The organism is Pseudomonas sp. M20 (assembly GCF_045037865.1).
Lineage (GTDB): Bacteria > Pseudomonadota > Gammaproteobacteria > Pseudomonadales > Pseudomonadaceae > Aquipseudomonas.
On record NZ_CP173611.1, the window covers coordinates 4,884,472 to 4,910,000 of the forward strand.

Consider the following 25,529-nt stretch of genomic DNA (forward strand, 5'->3'; position numbering starts at 1 on the left):
CAAAAAAGCCGGGAGATCACCCGACGTGATGTCCCGGCAAACAATGTCTGTTACACAAAAGTCCCCTGTGGCAGCTAGCCTGTTCGCGAAAGCGGACGGTCAGTCACCTCCGCGTTGAAGCGACCGCCGTCATCGCGAGCAGGCTCGCTCCCACAGTTTGTTCAGCGCTGTCCGTCTATTGCAGGCTTGCGATAGCTGTTGATGATCGCCGAGAAGTCTTTCCCGCCATCCCCACGCTGACTCATCGCTTGATACAACTGCTGCGCCACTGCGCCCAGAACCACCGGCTGATGCGCCTGACGCGCCGCTTCGGTCGCCAGCCCCAAATCCTTGAGCATCAGTTCCGCACCGAATCCACCGGTATATCCACGCGAGGCCGGCGCGGTTTCAACAATTCCCGGCCACGGGTTGTACATCTCCGAACTCCAGCAACGCCCGGTCGAACTGTTGATGATCCCGGCCAGCACCGAGGTGTCGATGCCCAGCGCATCGCCCAGCGCCATCGCCTCGCTGACGCCGACCATCGAAATCGCCAGCAGCAGGTTGTTGCAGATCTTGGCGATCTGCCCGGTGCCAACTTCACCGCAATGCACGATGTTGCGGCCCATCTGTGCCAGCACCGGTTGCAGCGTGGCGAACAGTTCTGGCGTGGCGCCAACCATGAAGGTCAACGTGCCGGCGGTCGCACCGCCGGTGCCACCGGACACTGGCGCGTCGGCCATGGCCACACCCTGTTTTGCCGCAGCGGCCGCTACGTCACGGGCAGTCTGCGGATCGATGGTGCTGCAATCCACCGCTGGCACACCTTGGCGAATGCCAGCCAGCACACCGTCATCACCGAGCCAGACACTGCGCACATGCACCGCCGCCGGTAGCATGGTGATGACCAGTTCAGCGTCCTCAGCGGCTTCGCGGGCCGAGGCACGAATGCTGCCGCCCAGTTGCTCCAGTTCCGCCAGCACGGTTTTGTTCAGGTCGACCAGACTCAGCGAGTGGCCGGCCTTGATCAGGTTACGCGCCATTGGTGCGCCCATGTTGCCAAGACCGATAAATGCGATTTTCATGGTCGATTCCTCAGCGCAGGTTGATGGTGGTGTTCACGCCGTCGTTGACGCTGTCGTCATCGAACCAGCGCGCGGTGACCGTTTTGGTCTGCGTGTAGAACTGCACCACTTGCTTGCCGTACGGGCCGAGGTCGCCGAGTTTCGAACCGCGCGAACCGGTGAAACTGAAGAACGGTACCGGCACTGGAATCGGGATGTTGATGCCGACCTGGCCGACGTCGATTTCAGTCTGGAATTTACGCGCCGCCGCACCGCTCTGGGTGAACAGGCCCGTGCCGTTGCCGAACGGGTTGGCGTTGACCAGCGCAATCGCCTGATCAAGGGTGTCGACTTCCAGCACCACCAGCACCGGGCCGAAGATTTCCTGGGTGTAGATCTGCATGTCGGTGGTCACGCCCGAGAACAGGGTCGGGCCGACAAAGTTGCCTTGCTCGTAACCCGGCACCTTGATGTCGCGACCGTCCAGTTCCAGCTTGGCGCCTTCCTTGATACCGCTTTCGATCAGATCGAGAATTCGTGCTTTGGCTTTCTTCGAGATCACCGGGCCGACATCGGTGCCCGGCTCATTGCCGGCGTTGACGGTGAGTTTCTGCGCCAGCGCTTTCAGATCCGGCAGCCATTGCTTCGCCGCGCCGACCAGCACTACCACGGAGGTGGCCATGCAACGTTGCCCGGCCGCACCGAAACCGGCGCCGACCAAGGCATTCAGCGCTTGCTCGCGGTTGGCATCGGCCAGCACCACGGCGTGGTTCTTCGCGCCCATCATCGATTGCACGCGCTTGCCGTGCTTGCCCGCCAGGTCGTAAACGTGAGTGCCGACAGCGGTCGAACCGACGAAGGACACGGCTTTGATGTCTTTGTGCGTGCACAGGCCATCGACCACGTCTTTACCGCCGTGGACCACGTTCAACACACCGGACGGAACGCCGGCCTCGATTGCCAACTCGACCAGCAACATGGTCGACAGCGGATCCTGTTCCGAAGGCTTCAAGACGAAGGTGTTGCCGCAGGCGATGGCCATCGGGAACATCCACAGCGGAATCATCGCCGGGAAGTTGAACGGCGTGATGCCAGCGCACACGCCGATCGGCTGACGCAGCGTGTAAGTATCAACACCGCCGGCGACGTTCTCGGCGAACTCGCCCATTTGCAGGCTGCCGATGGAGCAGGCGTGCTCGACCACTTCCAGGCCACGGAAAATATCGCCCTCGGCGTCGGCAATGGTTTTGCCTTGCTCGGCGCTCAGGACGACAGCGATGCGTTTGGAGTGTTCGCGAATCAGCGCTTGCAGCTTGAGCATGATGCGCATGCGCGCGCCGATCGGGGTCAGTTTCCAGGTCTGGAAGGCGCGCTGAGCGGCGCTTACGGCGGCATCGACTTCAGCTGCGGTGGCAAACGGCACTTTGGCCAGCACTTGCTGGGTCGCCGGGTTGACGATGTCGTGCCATTCGGTGGTCTGCGACTCGACCCATTCGCCATTGATCAGCAGTTTGACCTTCTGGACGGTGGTTTCGTTGGGCGTAAGCGATGCGTTCATGCTGGTCTCCGAAACTTGTTTTTATCGTAGGAGCCAAGGCGAAAGGTTCGCCTTGAGATGAGGCGTGTGTCACGAATTGGTTGTCGGACTGTTTTTGGAGTATAGATGTGCAAACTTCTAATAAGAACGCACATATAAGCCCGTCCATCATGCAAAAAAACATCACCTCTCTAGGCTCGCTGAACTGGGACGACCTCAAGTTTTTCCTCGAAGTCGCCCGCACCCGCAAGGCCAGCACTGCTGCCAAACGGCTGGCTGTCGACTACACCACGGTGTCGCGGCGGATCAGTTCGTTGGAGGCGGCATTGGGGACTTTGCTGTTCGAGAAGTCGCGGACCAGCGGCTTCGTCCTGACCACCGAAGGTCAGCGTTTGCTCGGTTATGCCGAGTCGATTGAGAGCACATTGCACATGGCTTGCGAGCAGGTGTCAGGCTCCGGCGTGGCGTTGTCCGGGCATGTGCGCATGGGTTGCACGGAAGGCTTCGGCAGTTTTTTCATCACGCCGCAGCTGAGCCATTTCGTCGACGCCTACCCGGCCATCTCGGTGGACATCCTGCCGCTGCCACACTTCATCAGCCTGTCCAAGCGCGAGGCCGACATCGTCATTGCGCTGGAACGCCCGGAGCATGGGCCGTACGTGTGCTGCAAACTCTGCGACTACCGCTTGCAGCTCTACGCGACCCAGGACTATCTGGACCAACACCCACCGATCCGCCGCCCGGCAGACTTGAGCAAGCATCAATTCATCAGTTATGTGGATGATCTGGCGTTCAGCTCGGAGCTGCTGTACCTGGCGAACGTGTTGCCCGGCGCCAGCGCCAACTTGCGCAGCACCAGCGTGATCGCGCAGTTCGTTGCAGCGCAGCAAGGGCGCTCGCTGGCGATTCTGCCGTGCTTCCTCGCCGCACAGGACCCGCGCCTGCTGCCGGTGTTACCGGAGGAAATCGATATTACCCGGCAGTTCTGGATGTACTGCCGGGAGGATCTGAGGAAGTTGAAACGGATCACTTTGTTGTGGGATTACATCAGGGAGGTGACTGAGCGTAATCAGGGTCTGTTGATGGGGCAGACCCGTGAAATGCAGTTCGCTGACTAGTCAGAATTTCAAGGAATCAGGTGGCCGAATCGTAACGACGCAAGGCACTAGATTGCAATTGCTTGTGTCACGAGTTGTGACAGCACTTGTTACACCGCCGGATGAACTATCTTTTCAAAGGCAGTGTGAATCACCAATTTGATTGGCTGTGTTCTGCTCGAAGGTCACTGGGCGCGACCTTCTAGAAACTCAGCTCCGAGTCGAGGCGTCGCTAGCGGGGTTACCACCTATCCATTAAGCACTTGCTTGGGAGCTCAATTTCCTCCTGCCCCCCCTTCCGTTTCGACTCATTGCATCTGAGCTATAGTGGCTATTTGATTTTGGTGGCCATTGAGTTAAAAATCATCAATGAAAATGGTAGATCAGCCCCCAAGGAGCTTTTTTGGAAGCTGAGTGCACAGAGCACGACGGTAGAGCTGCATTGAGATTCCTCTTCAGCCCTGACACAAGGAGGCAAAGTATTCATGGGCGATTCAAATCCCCTGCTGGCTACCCAGCGTGAAACCTCGGGAGCTAGTACTTTTGAAAAGTATGATTACCAATACCACTGGGCGCTATTTCGCGCTCTAGATGAATATAGTAAAGACCGCGAATTTGTCGTATTTGTAGAACTACATGAGGATGTAGTTATTGGAAGTTCCTTGAGCTCCGAACATGCAATGTTTGAGTTCAACCAGGTTAAAAATATTTCTGGCAGCGCATACACATTAAAAAAAATGGTCTATCGACCAAAAGGGGCCAAAGACTCTAAAAAGAACTCAATAATTGGAAAAATGCTTCATGGTGTCGAAGGAAAGACATTTAAAGAAAAAATCAATCAATTAAATTTGGTTGCAACGTGTGGATTCTCACTAAAGCTAAAAGATGAAAGCTTAAACCTAAGTCTCTTACGGGTTGGTGATTTGCATGATAAGTGCATAACGGAAATCGAAGCCGCGCTGAACCAGGAGTTCGGAAAGAAGACTGAGCTTCCTACAATTCTAAATTTCGTTAGACCCCAACTGCCCTCCTCTGGATTTAATCATTATGTGATTAGTAAAATCGCTGACGTGGTTGACAGTAAGCATAGCGGAGCTTTATGTAGTCCGCAAACCATATATCGGAGCCTAATGGACGACCTTAGAAGAAAAGGAATTGTCGTCCATGATTTTAGAGAGTGGGATGCGCTCCTGAAAAATAAGGGATTGACCAGTCTAGATGTTGACAAGGTCACGATGGCAAATATTCAAAAAGGTTTGCCTGATCTGCACGAACAGCTATTTAGCGATATCTGTTCGGATTTAGGTGTACATGCTGGTCAAAAGGCCGCTCTTAGGCGCGCAGTAGGGAGCTACGAAAATAATAAGAGATTTCAAAAGTCGACAGTTCAAGTCGCTATATCTGATTGTCTTCAGAGTTTGGCGGGAGAGTGCTCTTCAATATTCGATAACGAAGGCGGAAAGGCGGCAGTCGAAGCAATTGAGGAGATGGTGCCATCTGAAATCAAAAATAAATTTCTTGAAGGTGCCGGTCTGAGGGGGGCTATTATCTACGAGTTAATATTGAGGGCGACCATATGAGTGGGGATGCTACAGAAAACTTTAAAGTACTCATTAGGAATTTGAGAAATAAACAGCATGGAAAACTTATATATAAAACGCCTTACACTGGTTTCGGATACCGACAAATCTGCAAATCAATTCGAGTTCTCGAACAGATACAATCTAATAACCGCGAATGACAATAGTTTTGGGAAGAGCACGCTTGCTAAAATGATTGTGTGGGCGTTTGGTTGCTCGCCATCGCTTGATCACGTGTGGCTTGATCTAAATTGTAAGGTTCTCCTTGAGTTCGAAATTGGAGCTAAAAAGCACAAGGTGGCAAGATTTGGAAATTTCATGTACCTGTCTTTGGATGGTGGTGACTTTTTAAAGTACCCAAAAATCACTGGGGAGTATTCGAAAGTTATTCAAAATCTATTTGGCTTTGAAGTTTTACTCCCCAACAAAGAAAACAAAAACAAACTCGAAGCCCCACCTCCCTCTTATTATTTCCTACCATTTTATGTTGACCAACGAAGAAGCTGGGTTAAGCTGTGGGATGGGTTTGAAAATCTTCATCAGTATAGTGCTTGGCATAATGTAGTTATCAAATTTCATACCGGATATTTGACATCTCAGCATTTTGTCTATGAGAAAAAAATTGCAGAAAAAAGAATCGAGAAGCTTCCTATCGCTGAGGAGGTTAACCGAATTGACTCAGCAGTAGAGACTATTGCTCAGTACGCTCCTAAGGAATATCTTGACTTTGCTACTGATGAGGATGAGTTCCTCAAAATGACGCAGGAGGTGGAGGTCGAGTTGTCTGATTTGCAGAAGTCTCAGGAGGTCAATTTGCGAGTTATGGCGGAGCTCCAGGTGGAGAGGCAATATCTGGAAAGCCAGCTTCAGCTGGTGATAGGGGCCAGCAAAGAGCTTGAATTAGATTATACATTCTCAGTAGAACGGATTGATGGCGAGTCAATTTCGTGCCCACTTTGTGGCACAGTGCATGATAATTCTCTAGCCAGTAGAACGTCTATCTTAAATGATAAAGATGAAGCTATAAGGCAGGGAGAAACAATCTCAGGAAAGCTCAAGAAAATTTATAAAAAAATTGACAGCTTAAGATCTGACTCTGAAGGAATTACAGCTAAAATTGGCGAGTTAAACAATAAATATTCTGCAAGGGAGAATACTGGCCATATTTCAGTGCTACACGCTATTGCGGCCAAATCGGTTGAAAAAATAATTAGTTTCTCTAGAGGGGAAAAAATTGTAAAAATTGAGGCTTTGGAGGGCGATGAGAGACAACTTAAAAAAGATCAAAGGGAATTGATTCAGAAGGAATTTAAAATCGCACTGGATGATTCGTTTGTCAATTTGCTGAGCAAATATGTTATTAAACTCAATGCAGTAGGCGTTAATCTTTCAAGTGTGAAGTCGCCTCTTGATTATAATAAAATTCTAGGTGGTGGAGCTGCTGAGGCAGCGAGGGGTGGGCTTGCATATCAAGTGGCATTGATCAATCACATTTACAAACACGGGCTTGCTGTTAAGGCGCCATTTATTATTGATACGCCAAACCAGCAAGAGCAAACGCATGTAAATTATGATCGAATCATTAATATCTTGATGGAAGAAACGCCAAAAGACGCACAAATATTTCTTGGCGCAATGGACTCTAGTCTTCTTTCCTCATATAAAGCCAAAGCTAAAGTTATTGAGCTCGACAAGAACAAAGTTCTCATCAAAGACAAATTCCCTATGCTTGCTGATGCTTTTGAATTTATGACCAGCTGCGAGGACGCAGCATCTTCCTGATTTTTTTATGTTGGCGTGAGGCGTTGAATGAGTGAGAACTATCCTAATTATTTTTATAAATATCGTAACATTTCAAATTTTGACGACTTTTCTAAGGACTGGGCGATTGATGCGCTACTAAATAATCAGGCGATCTTTTCTAGCAGAACAAATTTCAACGACCTTTTTGATTCTAAGATAGAATTAATTCGGCCGACACCAAAAGAATTCAAAGAGCTTAAATCCCTTGTTGGAAAAGATGGTAAAAAACTTATTTCCGATTGCATACACAAAGGTAAATTCACTGCGCGAGGACTTGAAATAATCAAGGGTGTAGAAGACTCCTTCAATGAAACAATTGATAGTTATGCGTTTATGTCTGTTTCGAAGAACCCCACTAGCAATCTAATGTGGTCTCATTACGCCAACTCCCACAAGGGATTCTGCATTGAGTTCAAATCAGAATTCATGAAAGCCGAGAAAGTCACTTATCAAAAACACATTCCAAAACTCAACACGATAGATTTACACCGGCTTTATCACCAGACATATGACGGCGAGGAGTTAGGCCATCAAATTTGGCGTGCCCTTAGGACAAAGCTTGATGAATGGGAGTATGAGTCGGAGTATAGATTTCAAGCCAATAACGCAATGGGCCGCATCCCGAAGGGTAAGAATTTTATTAAAATTGCTTATGAAGCCGATTTTGTAGAGTCTGTTATTTTTGGTTGCCGCATGCGTGATGATGCAAAGAAATTTATCATCAATAACATGCCAAAAATGATTAAATTCAAACAGGCTATAGCAAGGACAAGCACATTGGAAATCATCAACATTTAATTTTTCCGTGATGCAAGAATTTCTAGCTGATTATCTTATACACATTATAAAAATGTTTATGAGTTGGGTTATTAAGTTAGCTCACTCTAAAAGGAGCCTACTGATGGAGAAGTGGCTGTAGGCCATCATTCTCTAGGTCATACTTAAACGGTTATGCTTCGCCGCCCAGTAATGACACGGAACACAGGAAATTCAGCTTGGCTTTTGGGATTTGTCCTAAAGCCAGTGCGTGAGCTTCCGGGTAACGTCATTCTGCCCCAGCCTCACGCTGGAATTCCCCAAGGACGAAAGGACGCTGCATGTCTGGCTATGTACCCAACCCACCAAAGGGCTACCGCAATAGCGGTGTTGAGCCTGTCGATATCCATGCTAAACGATGGGCGGAATACAAAGACCTCGCACCGAAGCCAGAAGACAAGCCCAGCACAATGGGGTGCGTGTTTGCCAAAAGCTGCAACCTACCTGACGGTGTGATTGATCACAAATCCCCCTCTGGATTTGTTCCGGTTGAGAAGCTAGCCGATTACGGGCTTTGGGCTGTTTTGGCTACTGGGTCTGCAATCACAGCGGAAGGCACCTCTCTCCAATTGGTGGGTGGGTCTGCCGCTGGTGGCACTATTGCCAAACGTCTGGGCGGATCATTGGCTCTTGAATTGCTAAAAGCATCACGCGTTGTTGCTGCTGGCGGTGTAGTCGGTACTATCGCATTGCTGATGCCAAACACGAGCATTTCACCTGACAGCGCTTTCTATAAGGATGATCAGTACGCATCGCTCAAGACAGGTCGCACGCGAGTACGTGTCAATGTGAAGACTTTGCCGGATGGCTCAGTGGACGCCTATGGCTTCTACACGGGAGGCAAGACTGATTGGGAAAATGTCCCGGTCATCGAGGCCAAGAAGGACGGTGAAAAGTTTGTCGCAGATATTGGCAACGGTATCGGCCTAACTTGGACGCCAGCGGAAAGTGGTGACGGTGTAATGGGCATCCCAGCACTAGAAGGCTCGCCACAGTTGCCACCTGTTTGGGTGTACCCACCCACCGAGCAATCCAACAAGGTATTGGTGAACCCTGAGCATCCGCCCGAGTACCAGGATGCAATTATCTGGTTCCCAAGTACCGATATTCAACCAATCTACATCATGCTCAGTGCCCGCTATGATGCAGGCGGCGTCACTGGCAAGGGGCAGCCCGTATCGGGCATATGGCTTGCAGGTGCTGGCGTAGGAGAAGGCTCGCCAATCCCTTCGCAGATTGCCGATGCATTAAGAGGGCGGACCTTCAACGACTTTGACGACTTCAGGAGAGCGTTCTGGCTTGAGGTTTCAAAAGACCCGGTGTTACGGGGACAGTTCTGCGCAGATAACCAAAGAAAAATATCAGAAGGCAAGGCACCGATTGCAATCGAATCTGAGCATGCGGGAGAGCGGATGCGTTTTGAGATTCACCATATTGTCTACATCAAGAACGGTGGTGAGGTTTATAACGTTGATAACCTTGCAGTCATGACCCCCAAACGACATGTTGAAACTCACAGAGAGAATAAGTGAATGGACTTGAAGAGCAAGCTATCCGATTACACAGAAGCTGAATTCATCGAATTCATTAACGAGATAAAATTTGGCTCCAACGATGAAGCTACGGAAGACAAACTCATCTTTCATTTCAAAAAGATTATCGGTCATCCCGCTGGCTCAGATTTGATTTTTTATCCTGAAAACAAAGATGAGAATACAGCAGAAGAAATCACGGAAATACTGAAGAACTGGCGGGCTGACAATGGTCTGCCGGGTTTCAAAAGCTGACAAGGACGCCCACCCACACCAAGGACTGTCATCCTGCACGCGGTAATAATCTCAAATTGTGTGTCCGCGAGGTGACCGAGCGCAATCAGGGTCTGTTGATGGGACAGACCCGTGAGATGCAGTTCGCCGATTAGTCGGCGCTGACCACAATCGACACCCGGCGGTTTTCCGTTCGGCCCGCAGCGGTGTCATTGGACGCCACAGGTTCGCTGCTGCCCAGGCCCTGCAGCTGGATGTTCTCTTGCTTCATGCCGACTGTGCCCAGCACGTTGGCGACACTTTTCGCACGACGCAGCGATAGTTGCTGATTGTAGGTTTCCTTGCCCGATGCGTCGGTATGACCATCGACCCGCACGCGCTCGATGCCAACAGCCAGCAGGGCCTTGCCGATGCGTTCGACGATCTCGGTGCTTTGCGGGTTCAGGCTTTCCACGTCGCTACCGAACAGTACTTTGCCAGACAGGCCAAACTCCCAACCCTCGTCGGTCAGTTCAAAACCCTGTTGTTTGAGTACCGCGACTTGCGCCGGGGTCAGGCCTTTTTGCGGTGCGGTCTGGCAACCGGTCAGAGCCAGTACGGCCATCAACAGCGCCGCGTAAAAAGATCGAATGGACAGTGTGAACACGACAGTCAGCTCCTGGTTTGAACGGAATCGACCGGGTGTTCCGCCCCGGCCGTGAATTGGGCGCCGCGCGACAGACGCTTGGCTTGATACATCGCCGCATCGGCGGCGTCGAGCAAGGCCCCGGGCGTGGCACCATGATCAGGGAAAACCGCAATGCCAATACTGAGCGAGGTCACCACACTGGTGTCGCCCGGCAGCGCGATGGGCATGTCCATGCTGGCGAGGATCTTGTCGGCAATGGTCTCGGCATCTTCGACCTTGTGCAGCGGCGTGAGCAGAACGGCGAACTCGTCACCGCCCAGCCGCGCCACCAGATCCTCTTCACGCAACTGCGCAAGAACGCGATTGGCCACCGCCACCAGCACCGCATCACCCGCAGCGTGGCCGAAGTTGTCGTTGATGCCTTTGAAGCGGTCGCTGTCGAGAAACAACACGGCAACGCGCTCATCGTGTTTGCCGGCATTACGCAACGCGCGGATCAAGCGTCCTTCGAAAAAAGCACGATTCGGCAGACCGGTAAGGCTGTCGTGGCTGGCCTGGTGAGCGAGGGTTTCGTTTTCGTTCTGTAGATGGGTTTGCCAGGACTCCAGCTCATCGAGCAAGGCGTTGAAGTCATTGCCGAGATTGTCGAGTTCGGCGATCTGTGCCGGCGGCACGCGGCGGTCCAGCGCTCGTTCGCTGCGTGCGGCGTGAGCCACATTGGCCAGACTGCGCAGAGGACCGGTGATCGCGCGTAACTGGCGGCGCGCCAGATGAAGCGCAACCCAGGCGCTGATCGCGGTACAGAGGATGATCCCCGCCAGACCGCTGAGCAGAAAGCGCATCAGGCTGCCACCATGTCCGGTGAGCAGTACACGACCGATTTCACGGTCCTGATGCTCAATCGGCAGGCTGATGGGTTTTTCCAGGATGGCGCGGGTGATCTGCATTTCCAGCTCAGAGAACAAACCGTTTTCCGGACGTTGCCAATGCGCGAGCAGTTGTCCCTGACTGTCCAGCACCTGGGCTTCAGCGACCTCTTCGGTGGAAGCAATCAGCGCCAGCGATTCGTTGGCGGCGGTCTTGTCGTTGAACACCACCGCGGCTTCCACGGTGTAGCTGATCGAACGGGCGATCAAGTGCAGGTTGTGATCGGCGTACACCCGTAAAGCCAGTACGCCGAGCAACGTCAGCGAAACGCTGGCCATCGCCACGCCCACCAGCGCGACCGTCAAATGCCCTCGGCCAATGACCGAGCCCAGCGTTGGGCGGCTATTCGATCTGAACAGGTTCATGGCGCCGCCGGTTTACGACGCGACAATTGCAGCACGCTGGGGTGAATGCGCACGCCACTGCGGGCAACGGAGTCGAGATTGACCTCGAAGGACACCTGATCATCGCCAACGCGCAGACAGAACAGGCTGCCGACGGTGCATTGATCGCCACCTTCGCTGATGCTCAGCACCGGGTGACCGATCAGCGAAGCGAACAAGCGAGTGCGTTCATCCGCGGTGAGTTTGCCGATGTACACCGCATCGCATTCGCTGACGATCGCCGGGTTGTCGGCCAGCAGGCGACGTACGGTGACAGGCCGGCCGGTGGCTTGCGTGGTGCCTTTGACCAGATCGTCGGTGTATTCGGTCGGACCAACGATGCACAGGCGCAATTGCGCCGGTTCCACCGGCCAGCGCGCGTAACTGAGAATACCAAGAACAACCTGCGTGACAGATTTGGCCCGTTGCTCGGCCATGCCCGTCGGCGCCTGCGGCTGCGCGACAGCCGCGCCCGTCAACATCCAGAGCAGAGCAACAAGCAACGCGTGCTTGCAGACAACTACGCGCCCTGTCGCCCAGACAGACACCTTCATGCAGGGATTCTCTTGGATCGTAGCGAAATGATGCCGCAACGATAGCACAGCGCTGAAACGCCAGCGAGACAGCGACCTCTGACCGGTTGGTCAGTAATCGCCGCCAATCGCAGGGATTTTCACCCCCGAGGCACGGCGCCCTCCTCCAGTTCCAGCATCAACCCGCTCAGGCGTTTGACCCTGCGCTGCACCGCCTCCTCGAACACCCCCGGGCGCGATTCGATCAGCGTGAACCAATGCTTGGCGCGGGTGATTCCGGTGTAGATCAATTCTTTGGTCAGCACCGGATTCAAGGCATCGGGCAGAATCAGCGCCGTGTGGGCAAATTCCGAGCCCTGGGACTTGTGCACCGTCATGGCGTAGACGGTTTCGACGTCATTGAGCCGGCTCGGCAATACGAAGCGCACGCCGCCCTGACCATCGTTACGCGGGAACGCCACGCGCAACACCGGTTTGCCGGCGTCGGGTCCTTCGCGCTCGGGCAGTTTGAGGGCGATGCCGATGTCGCCGTTCATCAAGCCCAGACCATAATCATTGCGAGTCATCAGCACTGGCCGTCCTTCGTACCATTGCTGATCGTTTTCGATCAGACGTGCTTTGAGCAGCGCGGCGGTGATCCGTTGATTCAGACCTTCGACGCCCCACGGCCCTTTGCGCACGGCACACAGCAACTGGAAGGTGTCGAACGCCTGCAAGACTTCGCGGGCCCAAATGACCCAGTCCGGATGTTCGAGTGGCCGACCCAAGGGTGGACGCTGATCACGCAGCACGCTCAGATAATGGCGATAGCCTTGTGGGCCGTCGCCATGTCCCTCAAGCAACAGGCGCTCGAGCTTGTGATCGTGTTCGCCCTTGAGCGGCAGCGAATACACATCGTCATAGTGCCCAGCCGTGAGCAACTGGCGCGCTTCATCCGGCAACTGTTGGTTGACCCGACGCGCGAGCTGACCAATCCCACTGCCCTCACCGAAGCGCCGGGAGTGGCGCAGCATCACCACTTGCTGGGCCAGCGGGTGGGTGCCATCGACATCTTCATGCAAGCCACTGTCCTGCAGCGACTCACCGCTGACCGACTCCAGCCACTGTCGGGTCTGCGGGTTGTACCAGCCACTCTCGGCGTCTCGGCACAAATCCCCCAGCACCGCGCCGGCCTCCACAGAGGCCAATTGATCCTTGTCGCCCAGCAAGACCAGCCGTGCATGGGGAGGCAAGGCATCGAGCAGATTGGCCATCATTTCCAGGTCGATCATCGAGGCTTCGTCGACCACCAGCACATCCAGGGGCAGGCGGTTGCCGGCATGGTGACGGAAGTGCCGGGTGCCAGGACGACTGCCCAGCAGACGGTGCACGGTGGTGACGTCGCAAGGAATCTTCGCCCGCACCTCTTCGCTGACTTCGAGCGACTGCACTTGCTGACTGATGGACTCGGTCAACCGCGCCGCAGCCTTGCCCGTCGGTGCCGCCAGGCGAATCCGCAGCGGTTGGTCTGCGGCGACTGCGGGCGCTTGAAGCAAGGCCAGCAAACGCACCACGGTGGTGGTTTTGCCGGTGCCCGGACCGCCGGTGACGATGCTGAAGGCACCACGAGTAGCAAGGGCGCAGGCGAGTTTCTGCCAGTCGATCACTTCACCCGTTTTCGCTGATCCGAACAGCTCGTTCAAGCGCTGCGGCAGATCGTCCGGCGTCGGCTCCACTTGCTGCAGACGCTGACGCAACGCGGTATCGATGCGCCGTTCGTAAGCCCAGTAGCGTCGCAGATACAGGCGTTTTCCCGAGATTACCAACGGACGTTGTTGTGCTGAATCGCTGCTATCCGCGGCCAGTGCGACCAGAGAGCTGCCCGCTAGAACCTTGCACCAGTGAGCACCATCGAGCGCCTCGAGCAATTGCGAAGGCAGCAACAAGACACCACCTTGCACGTCTCCTTCGGGGGGTAGCGACAGCGCGAAGTCGGGCGCTTTCAGGGTTTCATAAAGATCAAGACAGACATGACCGTGGCCAAGTTGATGACTGGTCAGAGCAGCAGCGAGCAGCACCAGCGGATCCGTATCGCGATCAAGTTCGTGAAGGAACGCGACGAATGCTTTGTCCAGCGCACGCAGCCAGCCGCGCTCGACCCACCGGGTCAACAAGATCAACAGGTCATCGGCACTGGTAAGGGGCGATAACTTCGACAGACTGTCAGCAGCCAGCGGTGTAGGGAGCAGATCGGCAAAGGTGCGGCTCATAGCAGGACTCCCTGTTCCCAGGCGGGTTCGGTCTTGGGTTCGGGTTTGCCTTGGAACATCCGGTCGAGGCGCTCGATAAGCTCACGGGGCGGACGTACAAAATAGACACCGCGACTGTCGGCGCGAGTACCGCGCAGAAACAGATACAACGCCCCGCCGACATGCCGGTCGTAATCGTAATCAGGCAGCCGGGCCTTGAGTTGGCGGTGCAACGCCAGCAGGTACAACACGTATTGCAGGTCATAACGGTTGTCGAGGATCGACAGTTCCATGGCCTGCTCGGTGTAGGCCAGATCATCCACGCCGAGCCAGTTGGATTTGTAGTCGGCCACGTAGTAACGGCCATTGTGTTCAAAGGTCAGGTCGATAAAGCCTTTGAACATGCCGTTGAGTTGCACCGGTTCTGCCGCCACGCGGGCCACGCCGCTGTGAGTGTGCTGACGCACCAGTTCGTCGAGTTTGAGGACATCGACTTTATGGCTGGCGAACCAGAACTCCATCTCGACCCGATATTGCTTCAGTTGTTCTAGAACAACAGGCGGCTGACCACCTGCAACTGGCAGTGGCGACTTGAGCAGATGCTGCAGCCAGTCACTCAGGGTGGTGATCCAGCCTTCCCAGCCACGCAAGTTACAGCGACGGGCAATCGCATCTTCCAGCGCCTCGCGGGTAACCGCAAAGCCGTCATCACCGGCCCACTCCAGCAAACCGTGAAGAAACGTTCCTGGATTTGGGCCACGAGGAAAGCGGTGGATATCGGCGCCGCCGGCAATGATTTCTCGCGGGGCGTCGGGGTCCAGGCGTTCGTCATCAAACAGCTTTTGCGCTTGCGGGCTGTCCGGCGCTTCATCGCTGCCGACACTCAATACGTCGCTGATGCGCAATGCGCTGTAGGAAGCGATCCACCAGTTTTCACTGGCCTTGCGCTTGGGCAACAGCGTGGCACTCAGCACGGCGTCATTGCGTGGCGGCTGGTAATGCTCGTCGGTGGGTTGTGGCATTTCATCGATGTGGATGGACGGGCAGTCTTGTTGCAGGTCTTGCAGCCAGCGTTTCAGTTCGCTGGACTCGCCCAGCGATGTGCCACCGCCGAGCAGATAACCCAGTGCCGAAAGGTGCAGCACCGAACTGTTGTTATTGCCTCGCTTGAGGTCCGTCACGCCCAACCAGCAGGCGTGCTGCGCGCGGGTGAGGGCAACGTAGAGCAAGCGCAGGTCTTCGGCCAGGCGTTCGTCGTCCGCTTGCGCAATCAGCTCAGCGGTTGGTTTCAGACTCACCTGGGCCTTGCCCTCGGCATCGTGGTAATGCAGTGGCAAGCGACTGCCATCTACCGGTTTCGCCGAGCAAATGAACGGCAGGAACACCAAGGGATATTCCAGGCCTTTGGACTTGTGGATGGTCACGACTTTGACCAGTTGCTCGTCACTTTCCAGGCGCAGAATCTGCTCTTCGCCAGCCTGACCGGACACAGCCAGCAGTTCAGCCAGATGACGAATCAGCGCTTGTTCACCGTCCAGCTCCGCAGCCGCTTGCTGCATCAATTCCGACAGGTGCAAAAGGTTGGTCAGTACCCGCTCGCCATCCGTGCGTGTCATCAAGGTTTGCGGCAGATGGAAGTCATGCAGCAGGCGGCGCAACATCGGCAGTACACCTTGTTTGCGCCATAGCTCGCGATAGCCACGGAACTGCATGACCCGGGTTTCCCATACCAGTTCGTCCTGGTTCAGACGTTCCAGCTCTGCCAGTGGCAGGTTCAGGGTGATACAGGCCAGCGCGGCTTTCAGGGAACGTTCGACATCCGGTTCGGCACAGGCCTTGAGCCAGGACAACAGGTCGTGAGCCTCTTGCGCCGCGAACACCGAATCCTTGTCCGACAGATAAACACTGCGCACGCCGCGGGCGGCGAGTTCACTGCGGACGGCCTGGGCTTCTTTGCCGTCGCGCACGAGAATCGCAATGTCGGACGGCCTCAGACCTCTGAAGTCTTTGCCATCCTGCACGAACCCCGCGTTAGCGCTTTGCCCGCCATTGAGCAGCGCGGTGATTTCGCTGGCGCACGCGGCTGCCAATTGCTGGCGATAGACAACGCCGGACAGTGGCTGATCGCTGGACAAGTGCCAGACATTCAGCGCCGCGACTTCCTGACCGGCAACCTGCAGCCGTTCGTTGCGGCCCTGAGATTCCACGGGCAGGAACGGCACCGGGTTCTCGCCGTTTTTCTCGCGGAACAAAAACGCGCCGCGTCCCTGCTCTCGGGACTCGGCACGTGCGAATACATGATTGACCGCGTTGACCATGCCGTGGCTGGAACGGAAGTTGGTGCCCAGCGTATGCAGCCGACCAGTAGTGGCCTGACGTGCGCGCAGGTAGGTGTAGATGTCTGCACCGCGAAAAGCGTAGATCGCCTGCTTCGGATCACCGATCAGAAACAGCCCGGTGTCAGGACTGTTTTCCTCAATGCGATAGATGCTTTCAAAGATTCGGTACTGCACCGGGTCAGTGTCCTGAAACTCGTCGATCAGCGCGACCGGGAACTGTTCGCGAATCAACGTCGCAAGACGCTCGCCCCCGTCGGATTGCAAAGCTGCATCAAGGCGCAACAACATGTCGTCGAAGCCCATCTCGGCGCGACGCCGCTTCTCTTCTTCAAAGCGTGCGCCTACCCATTTGGCGGCATGTTGCAGTACAGCGGCATCGGGGGTCGGCAATGCATCGAGGCTCGATTTGAGTTTCGGCATGGCGTCCAGGCCCGGGTGGCTCGGGGCCTGACCTTTCCACGCTTCGGCCATGCCGTCGGGGGTCAGTCGGGTGAAACCGGTGCCGATATCCAGTTGCTCCAGGGACTCGTCTTCGGCCCATGCCTTGAGCTTTTCAAACCAGGGCTCGAAGTAACGCGCCTGCATTTTGCGCCCGTCGACGGATTTGCTCGCAACACCTTGATGGCAGATGGCGAGCAATTCGTCTGCCCACTGACGCCATGGCATTTTCAGTTCGATCAGCGCTGCACGGCGTTCTTGCAGGCATTCATCGATCAGCTCTGCGGGAGCCTTTCCTTCGTCGCTGTCACGCTCACTGGCGAACAGCCCGCGCACGCGAGGCAACAAGGCCGCCGGCCCGCCCCAGTTGCTGCGAACCCAATTCAACGCATCGTCCTGCATCGGGTAACAGAACAGCCGCCAGTAATCGCGCAACACTTCGCCGAGCAAGTCGCTGTGATCGGTTTCCAGGGATTGAGTGAACAAGCTGCCGCTGTCGAACGCGTGCTCACGCAGCATGCGCTGACACCAACTGTGGATGGTCGAAACGGCGGCCTCGTCCATCCATTGCGCAGCGACATCGAGGCGGTTGGCACAACCGGGCCACTGTTGAGCGTCGAACTGATCACGTAATTCGGCGATCAGTCCATCGGGTGCAGGCGTTTCGTCGCGAAAAAATCGAGCGGCTTCAGCCAGGCGCGTGCGTATGCGCTCACGCAGTTCCTTGGTCGCGGCATCGGTGAAGGTCACCACGAGAATCTGCGGCGGCAACAATTCGCGGCCGAATCCGCTCGCCTCGTCACCATGCCCCAAAATAAGCCGCAGGTAGAGCGCAGAAATCGTGAAGGTTTTACCGGTACCGGCACTGGCTTCGATCAACTGGCTGCCCCGTAACGGAAAGGCCAGGGCAAGGGGTGTCTTGGTACTCATGTTCGAGCCCCTTCAGTGGACAGTGAACGCCACGGTGCTTCAAGCAGGGGGCGATACAACGCGTTGCACCAGCCGGAGAAGGTTTCGTCCTCAAGCAATGCATCGAAGTCGGAATATTGCCGGGACAACGCAGGGCTCTCGCGGCGCTCACCTTCGCTGGTCTGCCCGTCACCTTCATAGGCTTTACGCGCTGCCGCTTCGGCCTTCAGCGGGTCAGTCTGGGAAAGCCACGAAAAAGCGGTTTTTACTGCGATCGGCAGTGGCTGTCGCATGCCTGCCTGCCAGGCGAGGAGCAAATCGCCAAGGAAACCTATCGCTCGTTCTCGCGCCATGGGTTCAAGCAACAACGTGTCGTCGCTGGCTACCAACGCAGTGCTCAAGGAAAGCCCGCTGGCGCAGGCCACCAGATGATTGACCCACGGTTTGGTCAGGCGATGCCATTTGCGGCTTTTGATCGAGCCAATGCTGTTGGGAATAGTGGTGACCGACAACAGCCCCCCATCGGCACGCTGATGCAAACCCGCAAGCCATCCTTCCAGACGCAAACCCTGCAATTCAAGGTTGACCGGCATCGCGCTGCTCAAAGGGACGGGCCAAAGCGTCAGCAGTTGTTGATAACGCTGTAGCAAATCCGGCAAAGGTTCGATCAGCTCACGTTGCAGGCACTCGCCGAACCCGGCCATTGGTAGCAGACCGCTATTCTGCAGACGTCGGGCTTGGGCAGTCAGCGCCTGATCGACATTGTCCGGCTGCCTGAGTGCGGCTTCGAGCAGACTGTCGCTGAGTGTGTAGCGCTGCAATGCGTCCAGTACGAAGGGTTCCTCATCGGCTAGCGGTGCTTCGGCGGCCTCGAAATACACTTTGAGGCGTTGGGTGAAAAAATGCCGAACCGGGTTGCGCAAAAAGTCCTGCAACAACGCGAGGCTCAACGGTTCCTCTTGCACATAAGGGCTGAGTAACTGTGCTTCGTTTTGAGATTCGTGCTGTTGATGCAGAACCTGCCATTCGCTGGCATAGCTGAAGAGTTGATCGCCTTCATGAAAATAGCGCGCACTGAACGGCTGCAGCGGGTGCTCTTGCGTCATGGCACTAAGCAGATCGCGGTTTTCATCGAGCAATCGCCAACCGCTGGCGAGGTGATCGCGCAACTGGCCGATCAACACGGAGGCCGGTCGCTCACTGTTATCGCGGATGCTGCGGCCGACCCAACTGATATAGAGCTGATGACGTGCAGACAACAGCGCCTCGAGCAAAAGATAACGGTCGTCTTCACGCCGCGAGCGATCTCCCGGACGGTAATCGCTGCCCATGAGATCGAAATCCAGCGGCGGCTGTGCACGGGGATAGTCGCCGTCATTCATCCCCAGCAGGCAGACCAGTTTGAATGGAATGGCGCGCATGGGCATCAGCGTACAAAAGTTCACGGCACCGGCCAGGAAGCGCTGAGACAGACGCCCCTGATCAAGGCCGGCGAGCCAGGCTTCGCGAACGACTGTCAGTGGTAACTCATCCGTCAGACCTACAGCCTCACATGTTTCCAGCCAGGTTTCGCGAAGCTCTTCCAGCTGGGTCAACAAGTAGTCGTCATGCTCGTTGCTGGCTTTGAAGAACAGTTGCATCAGCGCTTGCAATCGATAGCCCCACTCCTTGGGTTGAGCGGGCTGGGTGAGCTGCTGATGGGCAAGTTCCAAGGCATCGAGCAGGGCCACCAACGGCCCGATCAGTGCGGCGTCGAGTCCACCAATTTCATCATAAGGTTCAATCCCTTCACACGCATTGGCGCTGCCTACGGCGTAGCCCAGAAGCATGCGGCGCAGACCGAAATGCCAGCTGTTTTGCTCGAGCTCGTCGGGTAAACCCAGGCCCGCGCGTTGCTCGGCATTCATGCCCCAGCGTACACCTGCGCCTTCTATCCAGCGGTGCAGTGTTGGCAAGTCGCGCTCCTCAACACCAAAGCGCGCGCGAAGTGCAGGCACGTCGAGCAGGTCGAGGATTTCACTGACCGGAAAGCGACTGTCGGGAAGCTTGAGCAGGTGTTCGACTGCGATCAGCAGTGGATCACGACCTCGCTGTCCCTGATCCGCCAATGTGAATGGAATGAACCGGGCATCGTGGCGATCAAGCTGACCAAACACCGCGCGGATATGCGGTGCGTAGCTATCAATGTCAGGCACCATCACGATCACATCGCGAGGACGCAGATCTGGATTGGCGCTGAAGCGCGACAGGAGTTGGTCGTGCAGTATTTCGACTTCACGCTGAGCGCTGTGGGCAATGTGAAAACGGATCGACTCGTCATGTACCAGATCAACAGCGGGCCAGTGTTCGCGGGTTTCATTGAGTGGGCGCAACTCCAGGATGTCGTCCTGTAATTGATTGAGCAGGTTGTGCGGCTGAGTGTCGCTGAACAGGTCTATGCGGCCATCGCGAAAAGCCGCCCGATAGCTGTTGGGGTCGTCATAACTGTCGAGCAGGTTGATGTAATCCCGGCCTTGTTTACCCCATGCGGCCAATAGCGGATGAGCGTGTTGATGCAGTGCATCAGGGTCCAGCACTGTGGGCATTCCAGTCTTGCGCGATTGCCGCTTGTATTGATGCCGCAGCAGATCCTTGTCGGCGACAATATCGGCCCAGTGGTGTCGGCACGGGTTGTGAACACACAGCAGGACCTGACTGAAACGCGCAAGCCCGGCCAGTGCTTCAAGCACCTGGGCTGGCAGCGAAGAAATACCGAAAACGATTACCCGCGAAGGCAATCCCGCGGGAGCTTCGGCAAGATTGTTGATGCGTTCGATGAACCGTTGGTGAACGCCGGCACGACTCTGTGCCATACCCTGTTCCCCCACGTCATCCAGCAGCGCACGCCACAACTCTGCCTGCCAGCAACTGGTCGGAGTCAGCGCTTTTACTTCTCCCCTGACGCTACGCAACTGATGCCGACCTTCGGCCCAGTCCTCCAGCCAGTCGGCCCGATAAACCTGATACTGATCGAACAGATCCGCCAAGCGTTCGGACAATTGATAACGCTTGCGCAGGTCGGTGTCATGGGAGAGGAAGCGTTGCAACGGCTCGAAATGTGGGCGATCAATAACCTGGGGGAGCAGGCGCATGAGGCGCCAGGTCAGCGGGGCTTTATCGAGCAGGGATTTGGGAGGAATTTCATCTCGGCCCAGTACCATGCGGTACAGCTGCCACATGAAACTGCCCGGCAGTTGCACATCAATCGCTGCCGCGATACCGCAACCGCCGAGATCATCTTCCTCAGGGTCTTCAGCCAAGGCCAATTTGAGCCATTGGGCGATACCATTGCTCTGTACCAGCGCTATTTCGTTTTCCAGGGGAGCCAGTGGGTAACGTCGCATTATGCTGATCACAAGGCTGCGCAGTTCGTCCAGGCTATTACTCTGAACCACCATGAATGCAGCGTTGAGGGACTGAGCGTCCGGCATAAAGGTTTCCTTGGAAAAGTACAAAAGCCAGGGCAGAACCTTAGCATTCTCGGCAGATTGTGAAAGCCGGACAGCGCCTGTGAATGCTGTAAGAACTTTCCTGCGGACAAAACAAAACCCCAACTGCTTTCGCAATTGGGGTTTCGGAATTTAATCTTGACGATGACCTACTCTCACATGGGGAAACCCCACACTACCATCGGCGATGCATCGTTTCACTGCTGAGTTCGGGATGGGATCAGGTGGTTCCAACGCTCTATGGTCGTCAAGAAATTCGGGTACTGAGTCGTGACCAGATGGCCTCGCTTCAGCAAATTGGGTATGTGACAGCTGGTGTTTTGTGAACATCGAACTTTCGGTTCGTTTCGTCTTCACACACCGCAATCTGGTCTCTCTCGAGTTCGCAAATTGCTTGGGTGTTATATGGTCAAGCCTCACGGGCAATTAGTATTGGTTAGCTCAACGCCTCACAGCGCTTACACACCCAACCTATCAACGTCGTAGTCTTCGACGGCCCTTCAGGGAACTCAAGGTTCCAGTGAGATCTCATCTTGAGGCAAGTTTCCCGCTTAGATGCTTTCAGCGGTTATCTTTCCCGAACATAGCTACCCGGCAATGCCACTGGCGTGACAACCGGAACACCAGAGGTTCGTCCACTCCGGTCCTCTCGTACTAGGAGCAGCCCCTCTCAAATCTCAAACGTCCACGGCAGATAGGGACCGAACTGTCTCACGACGTTCTAAACCCAGCTCGCGTACCACTTTAAATGGCGAACAGCCATACCCTTGGGACCGGCTTCAGCCCCAGGATGTGATGAGCCGACATCGAGGTGCCAAACACCGCCGTCGATATGAACTCTTGGGCGGTATCAGCCTGTTATCCCCGGAGTACCTTTTATCCGTTGAGCGATGGCCCTTCCATACAGAACCACCGGATCACTAAGACCTACTTTCGTACCTGCTCGACGTGTCTGTCTCGCAGTCAAGCGCGCTTTTGCCTTTATACTCTACGACCGATTTCCGACCGGTCTGAGCGCACCTTCGTACTCCTCCGTTACTCTTTAGGAGGAGACCGCCCCAGTCAAACTACCCACCATACACTGTCCTCGATCCGGATAACGGACCTGAGTTAGAACCTCAAAGTTGCCAGGGTGGTATTTCAAGGATGGCTCCACGCGAACTGGCGTCCACGCTTCAAAGCCTCCCACCTATCCTACACAAGCAAATTCAAAGTCCAGTGCAAAGCTATAGTAAAGGTTCACGGGGTCTTTCCGTCTAGCCGCGGATACACTGCATCTTCACAGCGATTTCAATTTCACTGAGTCTCGGGTGGAGACAGCGCCGCCATCGTTACGCCATTCGTGCAGGTCGGAACTTACCCGACAAGGAATTTCGCTACCTTAGGACCGTTATAGTTACGGCCGCCGTTTACCGGGGCTTCGATCAAGAGCTTCGCGTTAGCTAACCCCATCAATTAACCTTCCGGCACCGGGCAGGCGTCACACCCTATACGTCCACTTTCGTGTTTGCAGAGTGCTGTGTTTTTAATAAACAGTCGCAGCGGCCTGGTATCTTCGACCGGCATGAGCTTACGGAGCAAGTCCTTCACCCTCACCGGCGCACCTTCTCCCGAAGTTACGGTGCCATTTTGCCTAGTTCCTTCACCCGAGTTCTCTCAAGCGCCTTGGTATTCTCTACCCAACCACCTGTGTCGGTTTGGGGTACGGTTCCTGGTTACCTGAAGCTTAGAAGCTTTTCTTGGAAGCATGGCATCAACCACTTCGTGTTCTAAAAGAACACTCGTCATCAGCTCTCGGCCTTAAGATCCCGGATTTACCTAAGATCTCAGCCTACCACCTTAAACTTGGACAACCAACGCCAAGCTGGCCTAGCCTTCTCCGTCCCTCCATCGCAATAACCAGAAGTACAGGAATATTAACCTGTTTTCCATCGACTACGCTTTTCAGCCTCGCCTTAGGGACCGACTAACCCTGCGTCGATTAACGTTGCGCAGGAAACCTTGGTCTTTCGGCGTGGGTGTTTTTCACACCCATTGTCGTTACTCATGTCAGCATTCGCACTTCTGATACCTCCAGCAAGCTTCTCAACTCACCTTCACAGGCTTACAGAACGCTCCTCTACCGCATCATCCGAAGATGATACCCGTAGCTTCGGTGTATGGTTTGAGCCCCGTTACATCTTCCGCGCAGGCCGACTCGACTAGTGAGCTATTACGCTTTCTTTAAAGGGTGGCTGCTTCTAAGCCAACCTCCTAGCTGTCTAAGCCTTCCCACATCGTTTCCCACTTAACCATAACTTTGGGACCTTAGCTGACGGTCTGGGTTGTTTCCCTTTTCACGACGGACGTTAGCACCCGCCGTGTGTCTCCCATGCTCGGCACTTGTAGGTATTCGGAGTTTGCATCGGTTTGGTAAGTCGGGATGACCCCCTAGCCGAAACAGTGCTCTACCCCCTACAGTGATACATGAGGCGCTACCTAAATAGCTTTCGAGGAGAACCAGCTATCTCCGAGCTTGATTAGCCTTTCACTCCGATCCACAGGTCATCCGCTAACTTTTCAACGGTAGTCGGTTCGGTCCTCCAGTTAGTGTTACCCAACCTTCAACCTGCCCATGGATAGATCGCCCGGTTTCGGGTCTATTCCCAGCGACTAGACGCCCTATTAAGACTCGCTTTCGCTACGCCTCCCCTATTCGGTTAAGCTCGCCACTGAAAATAAGTCGCTGACCCATTATACAAAAGGTACGCAGTCACCCAACAAAGTGGGCTCCCACTGCTTGTACGCATACGGTTTCAGGATCTATTTCACTCCCCTCTCCGGGGTTCTTTTCGCCTTTCCCTCACGGTACTAGTTCACTATCGGTCAGTCAGTAGTATTTAGCCTTGGAGGATGGTCCCCCCATATTCAGACAAAGTTTCTCGTGCTCCGTCCTACTCGATTTCATGACTAAGAGATTTTCGCGTACAGGGCTATCACCCACTATGGCCGCACTTTCCAGAGCGTTCCGCTAATCTCAAAGCCACTTAAGGGCTAGTCCCCGTTCGCTCGCCACTACTAAGGGAATCTCGGTTGATTTCTTTTCCTCAGGGTACTTAGATGTTTCAGTTCCCCTGGTTCGCCTCTTGCACCTATGTATTCAGTACAAGATAACCATCTTATGATGGCTGGGTTCCCCCATTCAGACATCTCCGGATCAAAGTCTGTTTGCCGACTCCCCGAAGCTTTTCGCAGGCTACCACGTCTTTCATCGCCTCTGACTGCCAAGGCATCCACCGTATGCGCTTCTTCACTTGACCATATAACCCCAAGCAATCTGGTTATACTGTGAAGACGACATTCGCCGAAAATTCGAATTTCTCAACTAAGAGAACTCACAAATTTTACCTTAGCCTGATCCGTTACCAGTGAAAGTAACGTTCAGTCTATCTTTCTATCACATACCCAAATTTTTAAAGAACGAACTAGTCAAAGACTAGAAATCAACATTCATCATCACAACGATGGAATGCTCATTTCTAAGCTTTCAAACTTTAGAAGCAGTAGTGGTGGAGCCAAACGGGATCGAACCGTTGACCTCCTGCGTGCAAGGCAGGCGCTCTCCCAGCTGAGCTATGGCCCCGTATTTCTACAGGCGTTTCCCACACAAAATTGGTGGGTCTGGGCAGATTCGAACTGCCGACCTCACCCTTATCAGGGGTGCGCTCTAACCAACTGAGCTACAGACCCAATTTCGGGCTGCTTCTTTCGTCTTCTTCAATGAATCAAGCAATTCGTGTGGGAACTTATGGAGCAGCTGATGTCGTCGATTAAGGAGGTGATCCAGCCGCAGGTTCCCCTACGGCTACCTTGTTACGACTTCACCCCAGTCATGAATCACACCGTGGTAACCGTCCTCCCGAAGGTTAGACTAGCTACTTCTGGTGCAACCCACTCCCATGGTGTGACGGGCGGTGTGTACAAGGCCCGGGAACGTATTCACCGTGACATTCTGATTCACGATTACTAGCGATT

The 25,529-nt window shown here is 54.7% G+C and carries 14 protein-coding genes, 2 tRNA genes and 3 rRNA genes (1 of these 19 running past the window's edge); 6 read left to right on the forward strand and 13 right to left on the reverse strand.

Features of this window, described 5'->3' with window-relative positions; translation table 11 throughout:
- Positions 1 to 161 precede the first annotated feature (161 nt).
- Entirely contained in the window at positions 162 to 1,064 is a 903-nt protein-coding gene (gene mmsB, locus ACI514_RS21755; RefSeq protein WP_160055591.1) for a 3-hydroxyisobutyrate dehydrogenase, read from the reverse strand.
- 10 nt (positions 1,065 to 1,074) lie between these two features.
- Positions 1,075 to 2,601 (reverse strand): CoA-acylating methylmalonate-semialdehyde dehydrogenase, encoded by a 1,527-nt coding sequence (locus tag ACI514_RS21760; protein ID WP_160055590.1) that lies wholly within the window; start codon positions 2,599 to 2,601, stop codon positions 1,075 to 1,077.
- A 149-nt stretch (positions 2,602 to 2,750) separates the two neighbouring features.
- Here ACI514_RS21760 and ACI514_RS21765 point away from each other — a divergent pair, with 149 nt between their 5' ends.
- The 6 genes from ACI514_RS21765 (at position 2,751) to ACI514_RS21790 (ending at position 9,663) form a co-directional block, all read left to right on the forward strand.
- Positions 2,751 to 3,698 carry a LysR family transcriptional regulator gene (locus tag ACI514_RS21765; RefSeq protein WP_405122355.1) on the forward strand — a complete coding sequence of 316 codons (948 nt, stop codon included), beginning with the start codon at positions 2,751 to 2,753 and terminating at the stop codon, positions 3,696 to 3,698.
- A 464-nt stretch (positions 3,699 to 4,162) separates the two neighbouring features.
- Positions 4,163 to 5,257, forward strand: coding sequence for a dsDNA nuclease domain-containing protein (locus ACI514_RS21770; RefSeq protein WP_405122356.1), 1,095 nt, complete (start codon positions 4,163 to 4,165; stop codon positions 5,255 to 5,257).
- Positions 5,258 to 5,314: 57 nt separating this feature from the next.
- Positions 5,315 to 7,039, forward strand: coding sequence for a hypothetical protein (locus ACI514_RS21775; RefSeq protein WP_405122357.1), 1,725 nt, complete (start codon positions 5,315 to 5,317; stop codon positions 7,037 to 7,039).
- Positions 7,040 to 7,066: 27 nt separating this feature from the next.
- Positions 7,067 to 7,858, forward strand: a complete 792-nt coding sequence (locus tag ACI514_RS21780; RefSeq protein WP_405122358.1) for a DUF2971 domain-containing protein — start codon at positions 7,067 to 7,069, stop codon at positions 7,856 to 7,858.
- A gap of 299 nt (positions 7,859 to 8,157) precedes the next feature.
- Entirely contained in the window at positions 8,158 to 9,408 is a 1,251-nt protein-coding gene (locus ACI514_RS21785) for an S-type pyocin domain-containing protein (protein ID WP_405122359.1), read from the forward strand.
- A complete protein-coding gene (locus ACI514_RS21790; RefSeq protein ID WP_405122360.1) occupies positions 9,409 to 9,663 on the forward strand; it encodes a bacteriocin immunity protein in 255 nt (84 codons plus the stop codon).
- A 130-nt stretch (positions 9,664 to 9,793) separates the two neighbouring features.
- On the opposite strand, the gene ACI514_RS21795 is transcribed toward ACI514_RS21790, so the two are convergent.
- The 11 genes from ACI514_RS21795 to ACI514_RS21845 all read right to left on the reverse strand — a co-directional run.
- Positions 9,794 to 10,246, reverse strand: coding sequence for an OmpA family protein (locus tag ACI514_RS21795; RefSeq protein WP_405124238.1), 453 nt, complete (start codon positions 10,244 to 10,246; stop codon positions 9,794 to 9,796).
- 47 nt (positions 10,247 to 10,293) lie between these two features.
- A complete protein-coding gene (locus tag ACI514_RS21800; protein ID WP_405122361.1) occupies positions 10,294 to 11,562 on the reverse strand; it encodes a diguanylate cyclase domain-containing protein in 1,269 nt (422 codons plus the stop codon).
- Positions 11,559 to 12,134, reverse strand: coding sequence for a YfiR family protein (locus tag ACI514_RS21805; RefSeq protein ID WP_160055578.1), 576 nt, complete (start codon positions 12,132 to 12,134; stop codon positions 11,559 to 11,561). Before ACI514_RS21805 ends, ACI514_RS21800 begins: the two co-directional genes overlap by 4 nt.
- A 119-nt stretch (positions 12,135 to 12,253) precedes the next feature.
- Positions 12,254 to 14,362, reverse strand: a complete 2,109-nt coding sequence (gene recD, locus ACI514_RS21810) for an exodeoxyribonuclease V subunit alpha (protein ID WP_405122362.1) — start codon at positions 14,360 to 14,362, stop codon at positions 12,254 to 12,256.
- Positions 14,359 to 18,048 carry an exodeoxyribonuclease V subunit beta gene (gene recB / locus ACI514_RS21815; protein ID WP_405122363.1) on the reverse strand — a complete coding sequence of 1,230 codons (3,690 nt, stop codon included), beginning with the start codon at positions 18,046 to 18,048 and terminating at the stop codon, positions 14,359 to 14,361. The genes recD and recB overlap by 4 nt, the downstream gene beginning before the upstream one ends.
- Entirely contained in the window at positions 18,045 to 21,497 is a 3,453-nt protein-coding gene (gene recC, locus ACI514_RS21820; RefSeq protein ID WP_405122364.1) for an exodeoxyribonuclease V subunit gamma, read from the reverse strand. The genes recB and recC overlap by 4 nt, the downstream gene beginning before the upstream one ends.
- Positions 21,498 to 21,651: 154 nt before the next feature.
- Positions 21,652 to 21,767: ribosomal RNA gene (gene rrf, locus ACI514_RS21825) — 5S ribosomal RNA — on the reverse strand.
- Positions 21,768 to 21,920: 153 nt separating this feature from the next.
- A 23S ribosomal RNA gene (locus ACI514_RS21830) occupies positions 21,921 to 24,814 on the reverse strand.
- Positions 24,815 to 25,061: 247 nt separating this feature from the next.
- A tRNA-Ala gene (locus ACI514_RS21835) sits at positions 25,062 to 25,137 on the reverse strand.
- A 30-nt stretch (positions 25,138 to 25,167) separates the two neighbouring features.
- Positions 25,168 to 25,244, reverse strand: a tRNA-Ile gene (locus ACI514_RS21840).
- 81 nt (positions 25,245 to 25,325) lie between these two features.
- A 16S ribosomal RNA gene (locus ACI514_RS21845) occupies positions 25,326 to 25,529 on the reverse strand (it continues 1,333 nt past the right edge of the window).
- Together the 16S, 23S and 5S rRNA genes with 2 tRNA genes alongside form the textbook arrangement of a ribosomal RNA operon.